We start from the raw sequence: 23742 nt of genomic DNA on the forward strand, positions 1-23742 counted from the left end.
GACGAATTGTTGCACGTTTACTTGATTTTTTGAATGTTTTTTTCATTTTTTACTCCTTTTACTTTAAAAATTTACAAAAATATAATTTATTACTCTGTTTACAAAGTATGACGACCACGACGATAAGTATATTTGATAATACCTAGATCAATAGTGATACGTTTATTTTTCTTAAAGAATTTTCCCATTTTTATTTCCTCCTCTTACAAAGTATATCGCGGGAAACGGTAGCTGATAGTAATGTGTCCTAGACGAATTGTTGCACGTTTGCTTGATTTTTTGAATGTTTTTTTCATTTTCTACTCCCTTTACTTTAAAAATTTACAAAAAATATAATTTATTACCCTGTTTACAAAGTATGGCGACCACGACGGTAGCTATACTTAATAATCCCGAGGTCAATCGTTGTACGTTTGTTTACAATCTTGAACTTCTTTTTCATCTTTCTTCTCCTTTCATTTTTCCTACACTTGTTTATTCGTAAATCATTTTGAAAATGATTTATTTTTTTCAAGTGTGTATCTCCTTGAGGGGAGTTTTCCCTCTCACTTACTTATTCGCAAATCGTTTGCATTTTTTGAAAAAATTTTTTATAGTCTTTTAGTTTACTTTTAGTACTAGGCAACGAGCCGCAGGCATAACTAGAGTTAGGCAAGGCGAGTTAACGAAGTAATAAAAGAAAAACTAAATGACGATACTTTTTTTGAATAAGTTGTGAGCTTGCTTCCCCCACACTTATCTATTCGTAAAATTTTGGGAGTGGGACAGAACTCGACCAATCTAAAGAGTTCGTCAACAAGTCTTTATTTCTAGTTGTTGAGCTGAAACAGTCTATCCCAGACTGTTTCACTCCCACCCCCGCACAGCTCAAACTGTCTGGGAGACAGGTTGAGGTTGGAGATGAAGCGAACTTTGTTCGCATCAGTCGTAGAGGTCAGATTTGGAGCGTGAAACGCGAACGAATCTGCCAATCAACCACTGCACTGAAATGTTGATACGAACACTGAGAAGCTAGGCTGGACTTTCTGCTCATCCTCTTACGAATGATTGTCTAGCGGAGGGAACTTGTTTTCCCCTTCACCTATTTATTCGCAAGTAAACAAAAAAATTCTCTGGAAAATCCAAAGAATTTTGATTTTTTTATAACCCAAGTCGTTCAAAGATGTCATCTACCCGCTTAGCATAGTAGTCTGGGTTGAAGAGCTCATCGATTTCGTCCTGGCTAAGTTTAGCTGTCACGCGCTCATCCGCTTCGAGAAGGGGCTTGAAGTCCACTTGATTGTCCCATGACTGCGCCGTTTTGGGTTGCACCAAGTCGTAGGCTTCCTCACGGGTCATACCTTTTTCAATCAAGCTGAGCATGACACGCTGGCTATAAATCAAACCAAAAGTTGACTCCATATTGCGTTTCATATTTTCAGGGAAGACCGTCAAGTTCTTGACGATATTGCCAAAACGATTGAGCATATAGTTGATGAGAATGGTCGTATCCGGCGTGATAATCCGCTCCGCTGACGAGTGGGAAATGTCGCGTTCGTGCCAGAGGGCTACATTCTCAAAAGCCGTCACCAAGTGACCACGCACCACACGAGCCAGACCGGTCATATTTTCAGAGCCGATCGGGTTGCGTTTATGAGGCATAGCAGAGCTACCCTTTTGGCCTTTGGCGAAATACTCTTCGACTTCACGTTGTTCAGATTTTTGTAGCCCACGGATTTCTGTCGCCATACGCTCGATAGACGTTGCAATCAAGGCTAGGGTTGAGAAATACTCTGCGTGAAGGTCACGAGGAAGGACCTGGGTAGAAATTTCCTGCGGACGAATGCCCAATTTGCCACAAACATACTCTTCCACAAATGGAGGAATGTTGGCGAAGTTTCCAACCGCACCTGAAATTTTACCAGCCTCAACGCCCCTAGCCGCCACATCAAAACGCTCCATGTTGCGTTTCATTTCACTGTACCAAGTTGCGAGTTTTAGACCGAAGGTCGTTGGCTCCGCATGGACACCGTGGGTCCGCCCCATCATAATGGTGTACTTGTGCTCACGAGCCTTGTCGGCGATGATATTAGTAAAGTTTTCAAGGTCACGACGGATGATATCATTGGCCTGCTTGTAGAGGTAGCCATAAGCCGTGTCCACCACGTCGGTCGAAGTTAGACCATAGTGGACCCACTTGCGTTCCTCACCAAGACTTTCCGAAACCGCACGCGTGAAGGCCACCACATCGTGACGGGTCTCCTCTTCAATCTCTAAAATGCGGTCGATGTCAAAAGTCGCCTTCTCACGAATCAAGGCCACATCTTCCTTGGGAATCTCACCCAACTCAGCCCAGGCCTCATCAGCGAGGATTTCCACCTCCAACCAAGCCTTGTACTTGTTCTCTTCACTCCAAATAGCCGCCATCTCCGGGCGGGAATAACGATTGATCATGATTTTTCCTTGCCTCTCCAAATATATTACTTTTCTGAAATATCTATGAATTCTCTATATGTCATTGTGTCTGGTCCAAATCTAACCTCAATCCTGTCACCTAGTTTTTCAACAATATAATTATCATTTGCTAAAGCAGTATCAAAGAAGTTATAAATGACATCGTCGCCTAAATCTTTATCAATTGCTTTGACTGAATCTCTAAACAATTGTCGCATTCCGTCAATACCCTTATTATCATCACTATTGATTTGAATTGAAATTTTGTCTGTATCGTTAGAATTCCATAATTCAATAAAATAATCAAAACTACGGGCAGTAAATTTCGTGCGAATATGTCCTCTCTCAATTTCAATTAGGTCGCTGTCAGAAATTGCATTAAAGGAGATAATAAAATTATTAACTACTTTATCATCGACTATTTTTTCAATCTCTTGCTTATTTATTTTACTTTCAGTGGTTATATTCTCTGTTGTCTCAGTGGTTGTTGAAGTACTTGTTTCAGTTGTATACTCCGATTCCTTAGATTTTAATGAAGCTATTTCACTTGCAATGGTTGTTGTAGTTGTTCCAACCTCACTAGTCACACCATATCCCTGGTTGTTACCGTCAGAAAAAATACCAAATAATATAAAACTACAAATAGTGAACAGAATAGAAGCTAATAATTTTTTCTTATTTGGTTGTTTTTTCCATGTCCACCACATAGCAACGAACCCTATTAATATCATGCCAGTTGCAATATTTTCTATCATTTCACGCATATACTCCTCCTACAAGACCAATCCAGCATTTTCCCCCAACACCGTCACATGTCCCATTTTGCGATTGTGCTTCGCTTCTAGTTTACCATAAAAGTGGGGATGGGCGGTAGGGTTTTCTTGAAGAAAGGTTTGGACTGCTTCCATGTCTTGTCCCAAAATGTTAATCATAACTGCTGGTGAAAGCAGGCGGATAGGGGGCAGAGGCTGTCCGAGAATGCCTCGAATATGGGTGTCAAACTGTGAAAAATCACAGGCTTCAATGGAATAATGCCCCGAATTATGTGGGCGAGGAGCAATTTCATTCACAAGAATTTCTTGCCCTGCCACAAACATTTCAACGCAGAGGGTGCCTGCCAAATGGAGCTTGTCTGCGATTTGCAGGGCCATGGTTTTGGCTTTTTCAGCTAGTTCGTCTGAAATACGGGCAGGCACGATGGTTTTGTAAAGAATATTATTGCGGTGGATATTTTCCTGTACAGGAAAGACGGTGTAGTCGGAGCCATTGCCAGACACAAGGACGGAGATTTCCAGGTCGAAATTCACAAACTCTTCCAAAACACACTCGGCAGAGTTAGCTAACTGACTAGCCTCTACCAAGTCCGCTTCTTCTCGAATAACCTTCTGGCCATGTCCATCATAGCCCCCAGTGGCTGTCTTCAAAACGTAGTTTTTGCTGAGGTCTAATCCTTCTAGGTCTAGGCTAGAGGTGACGACTTTGTAGGGGGCGACTTGCACGCCAGCTTTTTTTGCCAAAAAATCCTTCTCAAAAATGCGGTTCTGAGAAATGCGGAGGAGGTCTGTCCCTTGAGGGAGCTGACCGTCCTTGATGACCGCGTCCAGTCCGTCGGCATCGACATTTTCAAACTCGTAGGTCAGGACATGGCACCGCTCCGCCAACTGTTTGAGGGCCGCCACATCGTGATAGGGAGCGACGATGACCTCGCTAACCTTGGAGGCTGGGCAGTCCGCCGCAGGATCCAGCGTGATCACCTTGTGCCCCATGTAAATAGCGGAAATAGCCATCATCTGACCCAGCTGACCGCCTCCGATAATTCCGATTGTTTTAGATGAGGTCATCTGTCATCGCCTCCGCAATTTTTTCCTGTTCCTTGGCAAAGTCTGCCAGCTGAGCTGCAATGGTTTGGTCTTTAATAGAGAGAATACGAAGAGCGGTCAAGGCTGCATTGGTGGCACCCGCTTCGCCGATTGCCATAGTCGCAACAGGCACGCCGCCCGGCATCTGCACGATAGAATAGAGCGAATCCACACCGCTAAGGGCACGGGATTGGACAGGGACGCCAATGACAGGCAGGGTTGTCTTAGCTGCTACCATACCTGGCAAATGAGCTGCACCGCCCGCTCCTGCGATGATGACCTTGATGCCACGGCCACGCGCTTCCTCGGCATGACGGAACATGAGGTCTGGCGTGCGGTGGGCAGAGACTACTTTCTTTTCGTATGCTACGCCAAATTTGTCCAGCACTTCGGCTGCTTTTTTCATGGTTTTCCAGTCAGAACTAGAACCCATAATGATGGAAATTGGAATGTTCATATTTGCACTTCCTTTTCTTATGCCAAATTATTTAACAGCTTTACTTCCAATATCTGTCCGATAAAAGAGGCCTGTCGTATCTTGATTTTTCAGCTCCGCGTAAATTTTTTCCTGGGCTTCTTGTACGGTGTCTGCTGTGGTGACTAACATATAGACCCGACCGCCGTTTGATAGCAGTGCTCTGCTATTTTCCGCAAAACGAGCCCCTGCATAGTAAGTCGTGATGTCTCCCTTTGTCTTTTCTGGCAAGGTCACGCCTTTTTCGTAGTCCAGAGGATAACCGTTTGAAGCCACCACTACCCCAAGCGTCACGCCACTATCTAGCCAAGTCAGCTGTGTCGTGCGTTTGTGGAGGATGTCGTCAATGTTCTGAGCAAAGTCAGAGGTCAAGCGAGGTAGGATAATCTGAGTTTCTGGGTCGCCAAATCGAGCGTTGAACTCAATGACTTTAGGACCTTGGTCGGTCAGAATCAAGCCAGCATAGAGCACGCCCAGATAAGACCGCCCTTCCGCAATCATGCCGTCCAGAATGGGCTTGACAACGGTGTCAACCGCTGTGTCCACCACGCTTTGAGGCAGGTGGGGAACAGGAGCGTAAGCCCCCATGCCACCTGTGTTGGGACCTTGGTCGCCGTCAAAGGCACGCTTGTGGTCCTGGGCTGTCGGCAGAATATAGAACTGGTCGCCGTTGACCAAGACAAAGAGCGAGAACTCCTCACCCGCCAGGAACTCCTCGATAACCACGCGGGCACCCGAGTCGCCGAACTTGTTGTCCAAGAGCATCTCCCGTGCCGCTTCGACTGCCTGCTCGACGGTTTCTGCCACGACTACGCCCTTGCCCAGTGCCAAGCCGTCCGCCTTGACCACGATTGGTGCACCCTGCTCTTCGATGTAGGCTTTGGCTTCTTCGAAGTTGGAAAATGTGCCAAAGGCTGCTGTTGGAATGCCGTATTTGACCATGATTTGTTTGGCAAAGTCTTTTGACCACTCCAGCTCCGCGGCTAGACGACTCGGGCCAAAAACCTTAAGTCCCGCCTGTTCAAAATCATCAACGATACCTGCTGCCAGAGCATCGTCTGGACCAACAAAAGTCCAAGCAATATCATTTTCCTTGGCAAAGTTGATGAGAACGGAATGTTCGGAAATTCCGATGTTGACCAACTCGATACCGTCCAAGGTCATTCCGTCATTTCCAGGAGCAACAAAGACCCTTTCTACCTGTTTAGATTCTAACAATTTCTTTGCGATAGCGTGTTCACGACCACCAGACCCGACAACCAAAAGTTTCATTTTTCACACCTCAAAAACGGATTTTATATAAACAGTATAGCAAAAACAGACGGATTTTAATAGAAAAAGCCGGGTAATGTTCGGGAATGGAAAAAGCTCACACGAGGTGAGCTACTACTTGATAAAATAATCACACACATAATTCAAGTTAGAGGGAGGAGAATAACTAGCAATAGATTGTTCTTTTACCATACTCACCTGCCCCTTCTCGTCTATACGATACATTCTCTTGATTTTCTCCCCTGAAAGAGTTGTATAATAAATTGTTAATTCTGAAGGAATATGGTCGAAATCAGGAATATTGAATAATAGATAATTAAAAATTGCCTCTTGATGCTTTTTTGAAACAATATAAATTTTTTGCCCTTCTGACAATTTGGGAATGATAGCGTAATCGGAAGGTTCCCCAAACTGAATTTGAAGATTAAACAAAGGTTGATTATTTACAATCTCAACAGAAAGCGCCTTATCTCGTTTATTATCCACACCATACGAATTTTGAAATGAATTTACTGCTAATTTTTTGGTATTCTTATTACTTTGAATCAAACCATACCAATATTTATCATGATAATAAACATAGCTAGAAGCTTTCACAACTTGATAGCTATAATCTAAAAACATCTCTGGTCTCTGACTGATCTTAAATTTCTCTTGATCAATAAATAATTGAAAATGGAAGACAAAAAATGAAATACCAATACCAATGATTGCACCATAAAAACTAAGCCAGTCGCCCAAGCTACTATTTAGAGCTTGTTGAATATAAGTTAAAAAAAGAGAGAATATTGGACCCGATATAAAAATAAGACCAACCATCAACAAGATAACATACCAATTTTTCTTAAAATATCCAAACATACTGCAATCCACTCCATGAATATAATTTCGATAGTAGTATACTAAATTATCCTAAAAATTCCAAGACCATTAAAACAGAAAAACACCTAACAATTATTAGATGTTCCTCTTATTCAAATTCTCAATGTCTAAAATGTCTTACTCCTGTAAAGACCATGGTCAAGCCGTACTTATTGGCCATGTCAATGGAGTCTTGATCGCGGACAGAGCCACCCGGCTGGATGATAGCCTTGATGCCTGCCGCAGCGATTTCTTCCACGTTATCAGCGAATGGGAAGAAGGCATCCGACGCTAAAACGGCTCCTTCCAAACGGTCCTTGGCTTGCTCGATAGCGATACGGACGGAAGCCACACGGTTGGTTTGCCCTGGTCCCACGCCCAAGGTCATCTTGTCATTGGTGATGATGATGCCGTTGGACTTGACATACTTGGAGGACTTCCAGGCAAATTCCATGGCCGCCCACTCCTGCTCGGACGGTTGACGCTCGGTCACCACCTGCCAGTCTGCTGGGCTTTCTACCACCACGTCCTGATCCTGCACCAAGAGCCCACCGACAACGCCTGTGAACTCTTTTTCAACTTCGCTCGCATCTTGTGCATCAAAAACCAACTCCAAAATCCGAAGATTTTTCTTTTTGTTGGTCAAAATAGCTAGCGCTTCTGCCGAGTAGCTCGGTGCAATGATGATTTCTAAGAAAATCGGGTGCATCTTTTCAGCCGTCGCAGCATCTACTTCTCTGTTCAGTACGACGATGCCTCCGAAAATCGATACTGGATCAGCCTCATAAGCGTAATCCCAAGCCTGTTCAATCGTTTCTGCCTGTCCGATACCACAAGGGTTCATGTGTTTGAGGGCCACAACAGTCGGACGGTCCTTGAAATCACGGATAATCCGAATAGCCGCATCCGCATCACGAATGTTGTTAAAGGACAACTCCTTACCGTTTAGCTGTTTAGCAGCTGCAATCGAGTAAGCTGTCGGTAGGGCATTTTGGTAGAAATCCGCATTTTGCTGGGGATTTTCACCGTAACGCATAGGCTGATTAAGATCATAAGTAATCGTTAATTTTTCAGGCTTATCTTCGCCGACTTGCTTGGTAAAGTAGTCTGCAATAATGGCGTCGTAGGCTGCGATGTGACGGAAGACCTTGGCAGCCAATTGCTGACGCGTTTGGTAGGTCGTCTGACCCTGCTCTGCTATCTCCCCTAAAACCGTCGGATAATCCGCTGGATCCACCACAACGGTTACGCTAGCGTGGTTTTTAGCAGCAGAGCGCAACATGGACGGACCGCCGATATCAATGTTCTCCACCGCCAAGTCATAGGTCACATCTGGACGCAAAATGGTCTCTTTGAAGGGATAAAGGTTGACCACCACCAAGTCAATCAAGCCAATTTCATGGTCGTTAGCTGCTTGCAGGTGACTGTCCAAATCCCGACGAGCCAACAAGCCCCCGTGGATTTTGGGGTGCAGGGTCTTGACACGGCCGTCCATCATTTCAGGAAAACCGGTCACATCATCAATGGCAATAGTAGATACACCAGCCTGATCCAAGGCTACCTTGGTACCGCCAGTTGAGATAATCTCCCAACCAAACTTGGTCAATTCTTGGGCAAGTTCTACGATGCCATTCTTATCTGATACGCTAATCAGTGCGCGTTTTGTCATGTTTTCTCCTTTTCCTTACCAGAACTACTTGATTTGGGTCATGAGGAATCCTGATAAAATCAAGGATAGACCATAAGCCAGAATCAAACGTGCAGGATTTTCTAATTTTACAAAAATAAGGCTATTAAACAGCAGAGCTGTCAAAACAAATACCAAAATAAATGAGATGACTTTCTTTATCATAACACTCTTCTTTTCGCCCTCAACTCCTCCAAAACTGCTGGATAGAGTTGGTACTCCGCTTCATGTATTCTGGCTTCAAAGGTTTCCAGGGTGTCATCTGCCAATCTTGGCACTCGGACTTGTTTGATGATTTGTCCTGTGTCAATACCGCTGTCAACCCAGTGGACTGTCACGCCACTTTCTGCCACACCTGCATTCCAAGCGTCTTCAATTCCATGGGCTCCTGGAAATTCTGGCAAGTAGGCGGGGTGGATATTGATGATCCGACCTTCATACTGAGCCAGCAGGGTTAGTCCCACAATCTTCATATAACCTGCCAAAACCACCAAGTCAATCTGGTGCTGGGCTAAGAGTTGGATAATGGCTTCTTCGTAGGCCTGCTTATCCGCAAACTCTTTTAGTTCAAAAGCAAAGGTTGGTACACCTAGTTTTTCAGCTCGTTCCAAGACATAGGCATTTCTGCGGTCTGAAAAGACAAAAGCTACTTCAAACTGTTCTGCGATGACTTGGAAATTGGAGCCGTTGCCTGATGCAAACACTGCTATTCGTTTCATTTGATGACCACACTCTTATCTTCCTTGGCGATGATGCGACCAATGGTGTAAACTTCCTCGTCAACTAGTTGACAGACACTGTCAACCTTATCTGGACTGACAGCCAGTACCAGACCGATACCCATATTGAAGATTTCAAACATTTCTTCGTGCTTGATTTGGCCGTATTTTTCAAGGGCAGTAAAGATTGGAAGGATTGGAATCTTATCTTCCTCAATCTCAGCTGCAAGGTTGTCCGCAAACATACGAGGCACATTTTCAATGAAACCACCGCCTGTGATATGGGCAATGCCGTTGACCAGCCCTGCTTTTACCAGAGGCAACACCTGCTGGACATAGATACGGGTAGGCTCTAGGAGGACTTCCTTAAGAGCTCTGCCATTGAGCTCTGGCAACAGAGCGTCGCCAGAAACATCCGCAAAAACACGACGGACTAGGGAATAACCGTTGGAGTGGATGCCGCTGGAAGCTAGGCCAAGGAGAATGTCGCCCTCCTGTACCTTACTGCCGTCAATAATCTGAGACTTCTCCGCAATGCCGACGGCAAAGCCAGCTAGATCGTAGTCGTCCTCACCGTACATACCAGGCATTTCAGCTGTTTCACCCCCAATCAAGCCGCAACCAGCTTGGACACAGCCTTCAGCCACACCTGCTACTACCTGCTCTAGCTTGGCTGGCTCATTTTTTCCAGTCGCAATGTAGTCAAGGAAGTAAAGCGGCTCTGCACCTGCTGCGATAATGTCGTTGACACACATAGCCACGCAGTCCTGACCAATCGTATCATGCTTGTCATACTGGATTGCCAGCATGAGCTTGGTGCCGACGCCGTCTGTTCCTGATACCAAGACTGGCTCTTTGACATCCAGTTTGGTTAGATCAAACATCCCGCCAAAACCACCGAGGGCTCCCATCACACCCAAGCGTTCTGTCCGAGCTACATGCTTCTTGATACGTTCGACAACTTCATATCCCGCTTCGACGTCAACGCCTGATTGGGCATAAGCATTTTTATTTGTCATTTTGATTCCTTTCAACAGTTTACAGGTCTGTCAAGTAACGTTGATACCTCTATCTTTACTTGACATTTTCTATATAAAAACTCGTTTTCTCTTCTAGGCTACGAAGATATTCTTCCTCATAGTCATAGAGAGGCGTTGGAAATTCGCCGTCAAAGTAAGCCACACAAAGCCCACCTTTGGGAGCATCGGTGTCGATACCAATGGCCTCAATCATACCTTCAAGAGAAAGGTAGGTCAGACTGTCTGCCCCGATAATCTCACAGACTTCCTCAACCGTATGATTGGCTGAAATCAATTCCCGACGAGTCTGAATGTCAATCCCGTAAAAACATGGATACTTGAGTTCTGGGCTACCAATAGCCACATGGACTTCTTTTGCCCCCGCATCACGAAGAAGCTGGACAATGCGGCGGCTAGTTGTACCGCGAACAATAGAGTCGTCAATCATGACCACGCGCTTGCCTTTGACAACACTTGAAACGGCTGACAACTTCATGCGCACACCCTGCTCCCGCAATTCCTGGGTCGGTTGAATAAAGGTTCGCTGGGTATATTGGTTTTTAATCAGCCCCATTTCATTTGGCAAACCAGATTCCTCTGCAAATCCCATAGCCGCAGATAGGGAGGAGTTTGGCACACCAACCACGATATCCGCTTCATGTTGAAATTCCTGGGCCAAACGACGACCCATGTTTTTTCTGGCCGTATGGACATTGACCCCGTGAATTACCGAATCTGGGCGAGCAAAGTAAACATACTCCATAGAACAAACTGCTAGCTGAGTGTCGGTCGTATAACGGTCATAGTGAACGCCACTATCATCGATGATAAGAATCTCACCAGGCTCCACATCGCGAACCCACTCAGCACCTACTACTTCAAAGGCACAGGTTTCACTAGCAACAACCCAGGCACCATTTTTCATCTTTCCAATTGAAAGTGGACGGAAACCGTTAGGGTCCAAGGCAGCAACCAATTTGTCTTCCAACATAATCAGGTAAGCAAAGCCACCTTTAACAGTATTGAGAGCTTCCTTAATTTTTCCCATAAAGTCTGGATTGTGACTGCGGCGAATCAAGTGCATCAAAATCTCTGTGTCTGAGGAACTAGAAAAGATTGAACCGTTCTTTTCCAACTCAGCCTTCAAACTGACTGCATTGGTCAAATTTCCATTATGTGCCAAACCCACCTGCATATCTGCAAAGTCAAAGAGGAAGGGCTGGATATTATTGATAGAAGCAGAGCCAGAAGTTGCATAGCGGACATGACCAATGGCAGCTGTTCCTGTCAAGGCTTCTAAATCTGCTGGATTTTTAAAAACTTCTGCAATCAGGCCTGTTCCACGATGGCGACGTAAATACCCACCATCATTGGCCAAAATCCCCGCCCCTTCTTGCCCACGGTGCTGCAAGCTATGCAGCCCAAAATAGGTCACCTGAGCAGCCTGCGGATGTCCCCAAATACCGAAAACACCGCATTCTTCGTTTAGTGATTTAACTTCGTATGTCATAGTTATTTTCCTGTAAAATAGCGAACTGCTGAAACAAAGAGCCCTTGGTCTTTCTTACCTGGAATATTCTGGAAAAGACCGTCCTCATAACGTTCTGAGTGTCCCATTTTCCCGATAATCTGACCATTGCGGCTGGTAATACCTTCAATGGCATGGCTAGAACCGTTTGGATTGTACTTAGAGTCCATACTTGGCTGACCAGTAAAGTCAACGTATTGGCTGAAAATCTGCCCATTGTCCCGCAAGACAGCGAATTCTTCATCCGTCACGACAAATTTTCCTTCCCCGTGTGAAACTGGGATAGCGTGAATGTCACCGACTTGGACACCTGCTAACCACGGTGAGTTGACATTGGCAATCCGCGTTTCCACCATTTTGGCAACGTGCTGATTGGCATCGTTGTAGAAGAGGGTCGGACTGCTTTCACCCGCCTCCTCAAAGTTTCCATACGGCAACAAGCCCGATTTGACAAGGGCCTGGAAACCATTGCATATACCGATGATGAGGCCACCTTTTTCGATGAAACGGTCAATAGCAGAGCGGACCTTGGCGTTTCGTAAGATAGTCACGATAAACTTGGCAGACCCATCTGGCTCATCCGCAGCCGAGAATCCCCCTGCAAAGAAAAGAATATGTGCCTTGTCAATATTGTCAACCATGGTGTCAACAGACTGTTCAATACTTTCCGCATCCAAGGTCACAAATGGGACAAGATTGACTTTTGCACCAGCCTGTTCAAAGGCTTTGGCTGAGTCATATTCTGAGTTGGTTCCTGGGAAGACTGGGATGTAAACAAGAGGAACATCAACTCTTTCCTTGGCTTGTATAACTGCTGAACTGGTAATTACAGGAACATCCTGTAAGTCTGTAGCCTGTTCAAACTCTGTTGGGTAAACTTCTTCTAGTTTGCCCTCAAAAGCTACTTGCAAGTCCTGTCCAGCAAGGTTGACACCGTTGACAAGGAGTGTAAAGTCAGCGGTGGTTTGACCGATTTTCACAGCATCTGGAATGTCTTCTTTGGATGTGAAGACAAATCCTCCGAGCTGGCCTGTCAGGCTAGTTTCAAGGTCTGCAAGCTCAACTCTTGCTCCGACTTGGTTACCAAAGGACATAAGGGCTAGACTTTCTAATACACCACCATACTTGACTGCGCTAGCAGCCGTAATCGCATAATCGCTCTGCCATTTTTCAAAAGTCTCAAAATTAGACTTGATCAAGGCAAAATCAATGTCTTCTGACAAAATCTGACCTGGTAAGTAATAAATGTTCTCGCCAGTCGCCTTGAACTCAGGTGAGAGAACCTTGCGGCTGTCTGCTATTGTCACACCAAAGGCCACCAAGGTAGGCGGTACAGTCAAGTCCTCAAAGGTACCAGACATGGAATCCTTGCCACCGATAGACGGCAGGCCAAGCTGAATCTGAGCCTCAATAGAACCGAGTAGAGCGGCAACTGGCTGACCAAAACGCTCTGCCTGCTTGTCCATCCGCTGGAAATACTCCTGATAAGAGAAGCGAGCCTTGGACCAGTTAGCACCTGTTGCCACCAAGCGAGCCGTCGCTTCGATGACTGCATAAGCCGCTCCGTGATAAGGAGACCAGTCTGCCAAATAAGGATGGTAGCCCTGAGCCATGACAGAAGCCGTGGTCGTCACACCCTGTTGGACAGGTAGTTTCTGCACCGAACTTTCTGTCGGTGTCAATTGGTGACGACCCCCCAGAGGGTGATTAACGGTTGAACGACCAACAGATGAGTCGAAAATCGTCTGCAAACCTTTTTGACTGGCATGGTTGAGATCTGAAAGAAGATTTTTCAAGTCCTCTTGTAGCGTTTCAGCAGATGTTGTACGTGTTTCTGGCAAGTTGACAGCACTGTCAACCACCTTAGCATCCACCACCACACGCACACCGTTGGTGTCAAGGAAAGAACGTTTCAAATCAACAATCGTTTGGCCATTCCAAGTCATGACTAGATTTGGTTTTTCAGTCACTTTGGCTACAACAACCGCATGGATATTTTCCTGACGACAGGCTGCGATGAAAGCATCTACGTCTTCTGGACGGACAACTACACTCATCCGCTCCTGTGATTCAGAAATAGCAATTTCCGTTCCGTTCAAGCCTGCGTACTTGAGCGGGACCTTGTCCAAGTCGATTTCAAGACCGTCTGCCAGCTCACCAATAGCTACGCAGACACCGCCTGCACCGAAGTCGTTGGATTTTTTGATCAGGCGTGTAACGTTACCATTTCGGAACAAACGCTGAATTTTACGTTCCTCAATAGCATTTCCTTTTTGGACTTCTGCACCAGCTGTTTCCACAGACTCGACTGTCTGCACCTTGGATGAGCCTGTTGCTCCACCGATACCGTCACGGCCTGTTTTGCCACCCAACAAGATGACCACATCGCCTGCGACTGGTTTTTCACGGACCACATTTTCCTTTGGAGCAGCACCAACAACGGCACCTAGTTCCATGCGTTTTGCGACAAAACCTGGGTGGAAGTACTCCCGTACATAAGTCGTCGCAAGACCGATTTGGTTTCCGTATGAAGAATAACCATGTGCCGCTGTTTTGGAAATGATTTGCTGCGGCAATTTCCCTGAGCGAGTAGCTGTCAGAGGTTGGGTGATATCGCCCGCACCTGAAATTCGCATGGCCTGATAAACATAGGAACGACCTGACAAAGGATCACGAATGGCTCCACCGATACAGGTTGCGGCACCACCAAAAGGCTCGATTTCTGTTGGGTGATTATGGGTTTCATTCTTGAACATGAGGAGCCACGGCTCTTTCACGCCGTCCACATCCACTTCAATCTCCACCGAGCAGGCATTGATTTCATCTGACACTTCCATGTCATCCAGACGACCATTTGCCCGCTCATAACGACCAAAAATCGTCGCCATATCCATGAGCGTCTGCGGCTTATCTGTCCGACCTAATTCTGTCCGCATCGCCAGGTACTTGTCATAAGTCGCCTGCAATTGCTTGTGGAATTTTGAGGCTGAAAAGTCAATAGACTTGAGTTCCGTTTCAAATGTCGTATGACGGCAGTGGTCACTCCAATAAGTATCCAAGACCTTGAGCTCTGTTTCGGTTGGCACTCGACCGATTGACTTGAAATAATCCTGAATGAAGAGTAGGTCTTCCACTTCCATAGCCAAGCCAGCCTCACGCTTGTAAGCCGCAAATTCCTCTGCCCCAAAGTTATCAAAAAAGTCCAAGCTTGGAATAGTAGTATCCGAAACTGAAAACTCCTGAGCCACCAAAGGAGCATCCATATCCTTAAATCGCGAATCCACAGGATTCAGCAAATAATTCTTGATGGCAGCTAATTCTTCTTCCTGCACATCACCGTTCAAAATATAGAGCTGACCTGTATTGACACGCACCTCCTGACGGCTGCCCAATAAGAGAAGAGCCTCCTGACTACTTGCAGCCCGCTGGTCAAACTGCCCAGGAAGAGCCTCAATCGCAAAATAAACAGCCTCCTCCAAATCAATCTCAGCTTCCGACAAGACCTTGTCCGTCACCTGCTCGGTAAAGATATGCTTAATAGCTTGCTCCAGCAAGTCATCCTCCAGATGGAAGACATCATAAACCTGCACCAGACGTACACTCGTCAAACTTGTCAACTGTAAATTATGAGTCAACTCCTTACGAAGAGCCTCCGCCTTAATCTGAAAATCCGCCTTCTTCTCAACAAAAATCCGCTTCGCCATTTTTTCCAATCCTTATTTCACTTCTTGTAACTTTGCCAATACGACCTCGTAAACCTCGGTCAACTCCCCGAGACCCCGACGGAAAACATCCTTGTCGAGATGGTTGCCATCCGCATCCCACAAACGACAATTATCAGGAGAAAACTCATCCGCCAATAAAATCTGACCAGACGAATCAACCCCAAATTCTAGCTTGAAATCCACCAAAGTCAGCCCAATCTGAGCAAACAAGTCCCTCAAGAACCCATTGATACGACGTGTTTCTTCCTTGATATAGGCGATTTGGTCCTGACTAGCCAGTTCTAGAAAGGCAATATGTTCATCGTTGATAAAAGGATCGTCCAACTCATCTTTTTTATAGTAAAATTCCACGATTGGAGTAGATAAGGCAATCCCTTCTTCCACACCAAAGCGTTTTGAGAAAGAACCAGCGGTCACATTTCGCAAGACAACCTCCAGCGGAATAATTTCCACCTTCTTATTCAACTGCTCCGTATCCGACAAACGCTTGATAAAATGCGTCTTGACTCCAGCTTCATTTAATTTTTCAAAAATAAGCGAAGAAATCAGATTATTAAGTCGCCCCTTGCCAGTAATCTGTTCTTTCTTGCCACCATTAAAAGCCGTTGCCTGGTCCTTGTAAACTGCAACAATCTGGTCGCTGTCAGCCGTAGCGTAGATGTCTTTGGCTTTTCCTGAATAGAGAAGGTCTGTTTTCATTAAAATGTTCGCCTTTCATAAAATATTCTAGTCTTTTCGTTTATTCTATCACATAACATTCGTGTAAAAAAGTATTTAACGGTATTTTGTAAAAAAATAAAGAAAAACGCCCGTAAACTACGAACGTTTCTGTAATTCTTCATAAATAAAATCCACAATATCAGACAGGGTTTCAAAGCGCTCAATGGCCGCATCAGAAATATCGACACCAAACTCATCTTCCAAAGTCAAAACGAATTCCATAATTTCCACCGAATCCGCTGCGATATTATCTGCCAAAGTAGATTCAGGTTGAACCTGAAAATCTTCTCCCTTTTCATCCTGAATCAATTCAACAACCCGCTGATAAATCTGCTCTCTAGTCATAACTTTCCTCCACTACTGAAAATTTGGCAACCGATTTTTCGACAATACCAGCCTCCAAGATAGAACGCGTCTGCTTAATAGTATAGAAAATCGACTGGGCATCGCTGGAACCGTGAGCCTTGATAACAGGTGCCTTCAGACCAAGCAAGACAGCACCACCTGCTGTTTTATAATCCATAGCCCCCAAGGCTTTTTTAAGAGTCGGTTTGACCAAAAGACCACCCAATTTAGCACGCAGACCGCCATTCTTGATTGAGCCCGTCAACTGACCAACGATGGATTTTGCAGTTCCTTCAACTGTTTTCAGCACAGCGTTTCCCGTGAAACCATCCGTCACGACCACATCTGCCACGCTGTTAAGCAACTCACGCGCCTCCACATTACCGATGAAGTTGATGGACTTGTCTTCCGCCAAGAGTTTATAGGCTTCTTGGTGAACTGGCGTGCCCTTGGTATCTTCCGTACCGTTGTTCAAAAGTCCCACACGAGGTTGTTTGACACCACGCACGTGCTCCGCGTAAAATGAGCCAAGAATACCATACTGATAGAGGTGATGAGCTGTATTTTCAGCGTTTGCTCCCAAGTCCATCATGTCAAATCCCTTGCCGTCCATAGTAGGAAGAGTGGACATAAGACCAGGACGGTCGATGTTCTTGATGCGACCGACGACAAAGACGCCTGCCGCCAAAAGAGCACCTGTATTTCCAGCTGACAAGACCGCATCTGCCTGACCATCCTTAACAGCCTTGGTCGCTAGAACCATAGATGATTCTTTCTTACGACGAATGGCCTTGACAGGCTCATCATCTGAATTGATTTTCTCAGTCGTATGGACGATGCTGACACGCTCTGTCGCTGTCAAATACTGCTTGATTTTAGCCTCATCACCATAAAGTTGAATGTCAATATCTGGAAAGGCAGCCAAGGCCTGATTAACCCCTTCTACCACTGCCTGAGGGGCGTGGTCCCCACCCATAGCATCTACTGCAATACGTTTCATTCTGTTTCCTCATTTTCTGTTCTTGGTTTCATAATCTGCCCCCAAGAAGACAAATCATCTATAAATTTCTTGGATTTCAAGTGAATCCCCACATATTCCTCGTACAGCTGGTCAATAAAAAACCGTAATTTTCGCTTCATCTCAGGCTTGATGGAAATAGTTTCCAGCTCATCAAAGGAAATAGCTTGAAATTGATCAAGTAGATAGGGAACATTGGGATCCAGATAAGCCCGTCGCTCATCTTGTTGATAGTGTTGCGGACACAAGACACCGCTATACTTGTAAGAATAATCAAAAGGCAGACCAACCCGATGACAAAAAGCACACTCGTGAAAATTCAGACTGATCCCAAATCGACCCAAGAGCTGAATTTCAAAGATATTGGTCAGAACTTCGTAGTCCAAACCTGACTCCATCAAGTCCAAGGTCTTGACCAAAAAAGCAAAGAGAGCTGGATCATAAACCTTATCCTGCAAGGCCGCATCTGCCAAGGCCAAGATATAGGTCGCATAGCTGAGTTTGAAAATATCAGCATTGATCGCCTTAAAAGGCTGGACTTGATGAAAATCCTCAATATAAGACAGCCCATCATCATTGATTTTGACGATAAAATCCGCATAGGTCAAAGGCTGGATAGAAGCTACCAGCCTGAACTTAGAGGCATGTTTCACGAAAAACATTCGCTTGCCAGCCTTCTCTGTAAAAATCTTGACCAGCTTATCATCTTCTCGAAAATTCCGATTATATAGGACTAATCCCCTGGTTTCAATTCGTTCCATTTTCTTCCAGATATTCCTTCAAACGAGCCATGGCTGTTTGAATTTTCTCCATACTTGCTGCATAGGAAATCCGCACATAGCCCTCTCCATATTGACCGAAGGCTGCACCAGGAATAAAGGCCACTGCTTTCTTTCTCGCAAAGTCTTGCAAGAAGCTAAAAGAATCTTGATTGTAACCCGCAGGGATTTTTGCAAAGATGTAAAACGCACCATCAGGTTTGATAATCTTAAAGCCTAAGTCCGTCATCTTCTCGATGATGTAATCCCTACGCTTGACATACTCCGCTCGCATCGGAAGAGCATCATCCTTACCATTTTTCAGGGCCTCAACTGCACCATACTGCATAGCCGTTGACGCCGCTGTCACAAGATACTGATGGCTCTTGATAATTTGAGCGATAATCGGAGCCTGACTCATAATCAAGCCAATCCGCCAACCTGTCATGGCATGGGACTTGGACAATCCCTGAATCAAAATAGTCTGTTCTGGCAAAAACTCTGCTATCGAAGTATGAGGCTGACCAGTATAAGTCAGCTCTGCATAGACCTCATCCGACAGGACAAAGACAGGATACTTACGCAAGACATCCGCAAAAGCCTCAATTTGTTCTCGAGAGTAAGTCACACCTGTTGGATTGGCAGGATAGTTGAGAATGACAGCTTTTAGCTTATCCCCCTGCTCAATAATCGCCTCTTCCAACATCTCAGGTGTCAAAACAAAATCATTTGCCGTCGTATCGATTTCAACAATGTCTGCTCCCACCATATTGACAATCGGTTCATAACCAGGATAGGCAGGGGCAGGCAGAAGAACCGTGTCACCAGCTTCCAAAATAGCAACCAAACTGGCTGACAAAGCCTCTGTAGCACCGATTGTAGAGAGGATTTCATTTTCTGGATTGTAGTGTAAATTATATTTTTCAGCCACAAACTCAGCTGCCGCTTGGCGCAACTCCAAAAGACCAGCCATACCAGTATAATAACTCTGGTTAGCATCGATAGCAGCCTTGGCCGCTTCTTTAACATGATCAGGCGTTGTAAAATCAGGCTCTCCCAAGGTCAGTTTCAAAATCCCTGGAACATCCGAAATAGACTGATCAAACTGTCGAATCATCGAAACCTCAATCCGATTCAAATTCTTATTAAAACGATTTAATAAATCCATTCTGCCACCTCAAAAACATATAAAACTATTATAATACATTTTGAAAATAAATGTAAAAAAGAAGAGTCATTTGACTCTTCTCATACCTATTTAACACGACTTGCCTCAAACAAAGGTGACAAAGGACGTTTTTCATGAATACGAATAATCGCTTCCGCTAATAATTCTGCCGTTGAAATATGTTCGATTTTATCGATTAAGCGATCTTCTGCAATTTCAATTGTATCAAGAACAACCAATTTCTTAATTGCTGACTTACTAATGTTATCCATAGCAGGCCCTGACAATACTGGGTGCGTACATGAAGCATAAACAGCTGTTGCCCCTGCATCTGCCAAAGCATCCGCTGCATGACAGATGGTACCCGCAGTATCAATCATATCATCAATCAATATACAAGTTTTATCCTTAATATCGCCAATAATGTTCATCACTTCTGATGTATTCATCTTATCAACACTACGGCGTTTATCAATAATAGCAATCGGTGTCTTCAAGAACTGTGCTAACTTACGGGCACGTGTCACACCACCATGGTCAGGTGATACAACAACATAGCCATCACCTACCATACCACGACGCTCAAAATAATCCGCAATCAATGGAGCACCCATCAAATGATCAACAGGAATATCGAAGAATCCCTGAATCTGCGCAGCATGCAAATCAATTGTCAACAAACGATTGACCCCCGCTATCTGCAACATATTAGCCACCAATTTTGAAGTGATTGGCTCACGAGCACGAGCTTTACGATCCTGACGTGCATAGCCATAGTAAGGCATTACAACGTTTACTGATTCAGCGGATGCACGTTTAAGAGCATCGACCATAATCAAAATCTCCATTAAATTATCATTAACTGGTGAGCTAGTGGATTGAAGAATATACACGTGAGTTCCACGAATGGATTCCTCAATATTTACCTGAATCTCACCATCTGAAAATTGACGAACACTTGATTTTCCTAGAGGAATTCCTATTTTTTTCGACACCTGTTCAGCTAACTTCTGATTTGACGAAAGAGCGAACAATTTTAAGTCAGTAAACGCCATGACAGCCTCCTATATATTTCTACCTTTACTATTTTAACCCTTTTTCCTTCATTTTTCAAACAAAAATAGAGCGCAAATCCACACGCTCTATTTGAAAATTTCTTAATATGGAGGGTAAATGTAGTAAACTGCACCTTCAGATGTAGTTGTAGGATTAAACCAACCACGGTGGTTACCAATATAACGACGACCCATGTAGTTTGATTCAACAACTTGGATACTTGTTGAAGATTGAACAGCCGTAACAACCGCTACGTGCCCATAATAACCACCTGTCCAAACAGCAATCGCACCTACTTGTGGAGTAGAACCTGTACTAAAACCTTCAGCACGTGCTGATGCTAACCACTGTTTAGCATCTCCCCAGTAAGGACCAACCCATGAAAGTTGAGATTTAACTCCCCAAGTACACTCACCAATTGGGTAAGATGAAGCGTCATAACGCGCATTATTTGCTGCCGCTGAACTACCTGAACCTGATGATATAGACGTTGTAGGTGTGCTTACCGTTGGTGTAGATTGTGATACTGTCGCAACCGTTTCAGTCACTGTAGTTTCTACTGGCGTTGACACGACTGGTGCTGATACTGAGGCTACTTGTTGCTGTGCTAGAGCTGCCTGTTGTGCTTGATACTCCGCTTGACGAGCTGCCGCTTGACGAGCTGCTTCTTCTGCAGCTGCCTTTTGCGCCAACAATGAATTTTTCTCATCTTCAGCAGTAGCTTTCTGCACAGCCAAATTTAACTTAGCAGCTTCCAATTCAGCCTGACGCACTTGCAATACTTGGGCGTCATCTTCCAATTTTTGGCGATTAGCTGCCAAAGTAGTGATTGCCTCTTGGTTTGCCTTTTGTTTTTCAACAATTGCTTCCTTATCAGCTTTTTGTTGTTCCAACATACGGTTATTAGCTGAAACAATCTCACGCATTGCATTAACACGAGAAACAGCATCAACGATTGATTTTGAATCTAAAATTGTATTAATATAACTTGAAGCAGAGCCATCAACTTGAGCACTACGCGCCTGCTCCTTTAAAGCACCATCACGTGACACAATATCAGCTGACAAACGCTCAATATCTGCCGCCAATGTCTGCGATTCTGCTTCCAAACGAGTATTTTCTTCTGTTAATTTCGCCTGTTCACTAACAATTGCATCAACTTGTCCTTGAATAGCATCAACTTGTTGTTGAGCTTCAGCTTGTTGTGCTGTCAACTCATTAATCTGTTGATTTTTTGCTGCAATCTGACTATCTACATCATTCGCACTAACCACAGCTACATAATTAGCATTAGATAGAACGACTGTACTTAACATAATTGTAGCCAAGATTTTTTTCTTCATATCCGAACATAACTCCTCTATACTTTCTGACTCTCTCATTTTATCAAAAAAATTGCGTAAGTATATTACGCAATTATTACATTTCTATGTCTTGTTTGTTATTCCAAATAAACGCTCAAATAACGGTTGTAGTACGAAAAATAAGGCCAAATTGAATAGTAGACTTGGAAGTAATTTATTAAAAACAAAGATAAACACAGACAAGTTTGTTATATGAAAAATGCGAGCAAATGAGTAACTAATAAATTCAAATTGAAAAATAGCTACTAGTAAAATCAAAATATTAATTCCTCGCTTGCTGACAGCACCTTGAAAGAAGAAATAGATGCAATACAAAACTAAAGGAAGAGTTGTAGTAGCAATACCAATCAAATTAAGATAACTAATATCATATACCAAACCTAGCAAAGTAAATATGAATAATGAAAAACCAAGAGATACATAGTTAGCATAAAAAATAGCTAACATAAATACCAAATGACTTGAAATAGTAAATAATCCGACCGACCAATTTGTTACCAACGTTGAAATCTGTCCATCAAGTAATAAAATAAAGAACAAGATGGGAAACATGAATATTTCTATCATTTTATTGCGCATTTGTTTGACCTACCACTAAAACCGAATAAATATTTGAAAAACTAGCTGTCGGCTCAACATATACTTCTCTATTTAAACTGTTACTATTTGATTTAACCGATAAAACTTTACCAATTTGGACATTTGCCGGAGTCGCACCAGCCAAATCACTCGTTACAACATTGCTACCCACTGCAATTTCATCAGCTGAGTTCAACTGATTAATGATAAAACTATTTGTATCTGCATCATAGCCCGATAAAATACCATAAATTTCTTTAGAATCAACAGAAATTTTCACAGGCAACTTCGTGAATTCATCCGAATTCGTAAATAAGGTAACAACCGCCGAATCTGAACTCAATGAACTCACGATGCCAACTAATCCACCATTAGCAACCACAAGTGCATTAGATGTCACACCACTAGTCTCACCAATATTAATTGAAATATGCTCCGACCACGATGAAGGAGTCCTCACCAAAACTGATCCCGAAATAAGCTGTTTTTCAGGAAAATCAGATACCACACCTAAACTGCTACGAAGTGATGCATTCTCTTCTTTCAAGCTAGTATTTTCAGCAGCCATCCCTTCAAGGCTCATAATAGCTACCTTTAATTGTTTATTTTCCTCGTAAGCGTTCATCAAATCTGTCAAGACATCTTTCTGCTCAGAAAAAAATCTAGTAGGTACTGAAATAACCGATTGAATTGGCGTTACAACAACCCTAACGATATTATTTAAATAAGGTACCTGTAACCCCTTAGAGAAAGTTACAAACAAAAGAGAAAATGACAGTAATAAAAAGATAGAAACAACTACTACTAATTTTGAAAATTTATTCATAATAGACCCTCACCAAGATACAATAAAACGAGAATATCAAGCGATAATCTCGTTCACTACGGAGAATAAGGGATTCGAACCCTTGCGCCAGTTACCCGACCTAACGATTTAGCAAACCGTCCTCTTCAGCCTCTTGAGTAATTCTCCATCAATATAATATGGGCACGAGTGGAATCGAACCACCGACCTCACGCTTATCAGGCGTGCGCTCTAACCATCTGAGCTACGCGCCCAAGATAATAAACTTGGACAAAGTTAAATTAATGGCGCGAGACGGAATCGAACCGCCGACACATGGAGCTTCAATCCATTGCTCTACCAACTGAGCTA

21 protein-coding genes and 3 tRNA genes are annotated in these 23742 nt (G+C 44.1%); all 24 read right to left on the reverse strand.

Annotation, left to right across the window (positions count from 1 at the left end):
* Positions 1–1140: 1140 nt before the first annotated feature.
* Positions 1141–2433: an adenylosuccinate lyase gene (gene purB, locus SST111_RS10035; protein WP_099811115.1), complete on the reverse strand. Its 1293-nt coding sequence runs from the start codon at positions 2431–2433 to the stop codon at positions 1141–1143.
* 26 nt (positions 2434–2459) lie between these two features.
* Positions 2460–3197 (reverse strand): hypothetical protein, encoded by a 738-nt coding sequence (locus SST111_RS10040; RefSeq protein ID WP_099811117.1) that lies wholly within the window; start codon positions 3195–3197, stop codon positions 2460–2462.
* Between the two features lie 9 nt (positions 3198–3206).
* Positions 3207–4274, reverse strand: coding sequence for a 5-(carboxyamino)imidazole ribonucleotide synthase (purK, locus tag SST111_RS10045; RefSeq protein ID WP_099811119.1), 1068 nt, complete (start codon positions 4272–4274; stop codon positions 3207–3209).
* The gene (gene purE / locus SST111_RS10050) at positions 4261–4749 is read right to left on the reverse strand and encodes a 5-(carboxyamino)imidazole ribonucleotide mutase (protein WP_024378569.1); all 489 of its coding nucleotides are present in this window, start codon (positions 4747–4749) and stop codon (positions 4261–4263) included. Before purE ends, purK begins: the two co-directional genes overlap by 14 nt.
* A 27-nt stretch (positions 4750–4776) precedes the next feature.
* Entirely contained in the window at positions 4777–6039 is a 1263-nt protein-coding gene (purD, locus tag SST111_RS10055; protein ID WP_099811121.1) for a phosphoribosylamine--glycine ligase, read from the reverse strand.
* 114 nt (positions 6040–6153) lie between these two features.
* Complete coding sequence (locus SST111_RS10060; protein ID WP_099811123.1) at positions 6154–6900, reverse strand: hypothetical protein; 747 nt, start codon at positions 6898–6900, stop codon at positions 6154–6156.
* A 121-nt stretch (positions 6901–7021) separates the two neighbouring features.
* Positions 7022–8569 (reverse strand): bifunctional phosphoribosylaminoimidazolecarboxamide formyltransferase/IMP cyclohydrolase, encoded by a 1548-nt coding sequence (purH, locus tag SST111_RS10065; protein ID WP_099811126.1) that lies wholly within the window; start codon positions 8567–8569, stop codon positions 7022–7024.
* Positions 8570–8593: 24 nt separating this feature from the next.
* Positions 8594–8752: a hypothetical protein gene (locus SST111_RS12230; protein ID WP_180274059.1), complete on the reverse strand. Its 159-nt coding sequence runs from the start codon at positions 8750–8752 to the stop codon at positions 8594–8596.
* Complete coding sequence (purN, locus tag SST111_RS10070; protein ID WP_099811128.1) at positions 8749–9306, reverse strand: phosphoribosylglycinamide formyltransferase; 558 nt, start codon at positions 9304–9306, stop codon at positions 8749–8751. The genes SST111_RS12230 and purN overlap by 4 nt, the downstream gene beginning before the upstream one ends.
* Complete coding sequence (gene purM / locus SST111_RS10075; protein ID WP_099811130.1) at positions 9303–10325, reverse strand: phosphoribosylformylglycinamidine cyclo-ligase; 1023 nt, start codon at positions 10323–10325, stop codon at positions 9303–9305. Before purM ends, purN begins: the two co-directional genes overlap by 4 nt.
* A 55-nt stretch (positions 10326–10380) precedes the next feature.
* Positions 10381–11835, reverse strand: coding sequence for an amidophosphoribosyltransferase (gene purF / locus SST111_RS10080; protein ID WP_099811132.1), 1455 nt, complete (start codon positions 11833–11835; stop codon positions 10381–10383).
* 2 nt (positions 11836–11837) lie between these two features.
* On the reverse strand, positions 11838–15557 hold the full coding sequence (locus SST111_RS10085; protein ID WP_099811134.1) for a phosphoribosylformylglycinamidine synthase: 3720 nt from the start codon (positions 15555–15557) through the stop codon (positions 11838–11840).
* A gap of 12 nt (positions 15558–15569) precedes the next feature.
* Positions 15570–16277: a phosphoribosylaminoimidazolesuccinocarboxamide synthase gene (purC, locus tag SST111_RS10090; RefSeq protein WP_099811136.1), complete on the reverse strand. Its 708-nt coding sequence runs from the start codon at positions 16275–16277 to the stop codon at positions 15570–15572.
* 117 nt (positions 16278–16394) lie between these two features.
* Positions 16395–16643: a phosphopantetheine-binding protein gene (locus SST111_RS10095; protein WP_044687935.1), complete on the reverse strand. Its 249-nt coding sequence runs from the start codon at positions 16641–16643 to the stop codon at positions 16395–16397.
* Complete coding sequence (gene plsX / locus SST111_RS10100) at positions 16636–17643, reverse strand: phosphate acyltransferase PlsX (protein WP_099811138.1); 1008 nt, start codon at positions 17641–17643, stop codon at positions 16636–16638. The genes SST111_RS10095 and plsX overlap by 8 nt, the downstream gene beginning before the upstream one ends.
* Positions 17640–18422, reverse strand: a complete 783-nt coding sequence (gene recO / locus SST111_RS10105) for a DNA repair protein RecO (RefSeq protein ID WP_099811140.1) — start codon at positions 18420–18422, stop codon at positions 17640–17642. The genes plsX and recO overlap by 4 nt, the downstream gene beginning before the upstream one ends.
* Positions 18409–19587, reverse strand: a complete 1179-nt coding sequence (locus SST111_RS10110; protein WP_099811142.1) for a pyridoxal phosphate-dependent aminotransferase — start codon at positions 19585–19587, stop codon at positions 18409–18411. The genes recO and SST111_RS10110 overlap by 14 nt, the downstream gene beginning before the upstream one ends.
* 86 nt (positions 19588–19673) lie before the next feature.
* The gene (locus SST111_RS10115) at positions 19674–20642 is read right to left on the reverse strand and encodes a ribose-phosphate diphosphokinase (protein WP_024419579.1); all 969 of its coding nucleotides are present in this window, start codon (positions 20640–20642) and stop codon (positions 19674–19676) included.
* A gap of 102 nt (positions 20643–20744) precedes the next feature.
* Positions 20745–21986, reverse strand: a complete 1242-nt coding sequence (pcsB, locus tag SST111_RS10120; protein WP_099811144.1) for a peptidoglycan hydrolase PcsB — start codon at positions 21984–21986, stop codon at positions 20745–20747.
* An 84-nt stretch (positions 21987–22070) separates the two neighbouring features.
* Entirely contained in the window at positions 22071–22586 is a 516-nt protein-coding gene (gene mreD, locus SST111_RS10125) for a rod shape-determining protein MreD (RefSeq protein WP_099811146.1), read from the reverse strand.
* Complete coding sequence (mreC, locus tag SST111_RS10130) at positions 22576–23412, reverse strand: rod shape-determining protein MreC (protein WP_099811148.1); 837 nt, start codon at positions 23410–23412, stop codon at positions 22576–22578. Before mreC ends, mreD begins: the two co-directional genes overlap by 11 nt.
* 59 nt (positions 23413–23471) lie before the next feature.
* Positions 23472–23559, reverse strand: a tRNA-Ser gene (locus SST111_RS10135).
* Between the two features lie 12 nt (positions 23560–23571).
* Positions 23572–23645 (reverse strand) — tRNA-Ile (locus SST111_RS10140).
* Between the two features lie 31 nt (positions 23646–23676).
* Positions 23677–23741: transfer RNA gene (locus tag SST111_RS10145), tRNA-Phe, on the reverse strand.
* Between the last annotated feature and the right edge of the window lies 1 nt (position 23742).

The sequence above is a fragment of the Streptococcus suis YS161 genome (genome assembly GCF_002760245.1).
GTDB classification, from domain to species: domain Bacteria; phylum Bacillota; class Bacilli; order Lactobacillales; family Streptococcaceae; genus Streptococcus; species Streptococcus suis_I.

Coding starts and splice junctions, on each gene's coding strand:
- SST111_RS10040 (WP_099811117.1), bottom strand. CDS start 3,197: ATGCGTGAAATGATAGAAAATATTGCAACTGGCATGATATTAATAGGG.
- purC (WP_099811136.1), bottom strand. CDS start 16,277: ATGAAAACAGACCTTCTCTATTCAGGAAAAGCCAAAGACATCTACGCT.
- purK (WP_099811119.1), bottom strand. CDS start 4,274: ATGACCTCATCTAAAACAATCGGAATTATCGGAGGCGGTCAGCTGGGT.
- purD (WP_099811121.1), bottom strand. CDS start 6,039: ATGAAACTTTTGGTTGTCGGGTCTGGTGGTCGTGAACACGCTATCGCA.
- purN (WP_099811128.1), bottom strand. CDS start 9,306: ATGAAACGAATAGCAGTGTTTGCATCAGGCAACGGCTCCAATTTCCAA.
- purE (WP_024378569.1), bottom strand. CDS start 4,749: ATGAACATTCCAATTTCCATCATTATGGGTTCTAGTTCTGACTGGAAA.
- recO (WP_099811140.1), bottom strand. CDS start 18,422: ATGGAACGAATTGAAACCAGGGGATTAGTCCTATATAATCGGAATTTT.
- SST111_RS10060 (WP_099811123.1), bottom strand. CDS start 6,900: ATGTTTGGATATTTTAAGAAAAATTGGTATGTTATCTTGTTGATGGTT.
- mreD (WP_099811146.1), bottom strand. CDS start 22,586: ATGCGCAATAAAATGATAGAAATATTCATGTTTCCCATCTTGTTCTTT.
- mreC (WP_099811148.1), bottom strand. CDS start 23,412: ATGAATAAATTTTCAAAATTAGTAGTAGTTGTTTCTATCTTTTTATTA.
- SST111_RS10095 (WP_044687935.1), bottom strand. CDS start 16,643: ATGACTAGAGAGCAGATTTATCAGCGGGTTGTTGAATTGATTCAGGAT.
- purF (WP_099811132.1), bottom strand. CDS start 11,835: ATGACATACGAAGTTAAATCACTAAACGAAGAATGCGGTGTTTTCGGT.
- purB (WP_099811115.1), bottom strand. CDS start 2,433: ATGATCAATCGTTATTCCCGCCCGGAGATGGCGGCTATTTGGAGTGAA.
- purM (WP_099811130.1), bottom strand. CDS start 10,325: ATGACAAATAAAAATGCTTATGCCCAATCAGGCGTTGACGTCGAAGCG.
- SST111_RS10115 (WP_024419579.1), bottom strand. CDS start 20,642: ATGGCGTTTACTGACTTAAAATTGTTCGCTCTTTCGTCAAATCAGAAG.
- SST111_RS12230 (WP_180274059.1), bottom strand. CDS start 8,752: ATGATAAAGAAAGTCATCTCATTTATTTTGGTATTTGTTTTGACAGCT.
- pcsB (WP_099811144.1), bottom strand. CDS start 21,986: ATGAAGAAAAAAATCTTGGCTACAATTATGTTAAGTACAGTCGTTCTA.
- plsX (WP_099811138.1), bottom strand. CDS start 17,643: ATGAAACGTATTGCAGTAGATGCTATGGGTGGGGACCACGCCCCTCAG.
- purH (WP_099811126.1), bottom strand. CDS start 8,569: ATGACAAAACGCGCACTGATTAGCGTATCAGATAAGAATGGCATCGTA.
- SST111_RS10110 (WP_099811142.1), bottom strand. CDS start 19,587: ATGGATTTATTAAATCGTTTTAATAAGAATTTGAATCGGATTGAGGTT.
- SST111_RS10085 (WP_099811134.1), bottom strand. CDS start 15,557: ATGGCGAAGCGGATTTTTGTTGAGAAGAAGGCGGATTTTCAGATTAAG.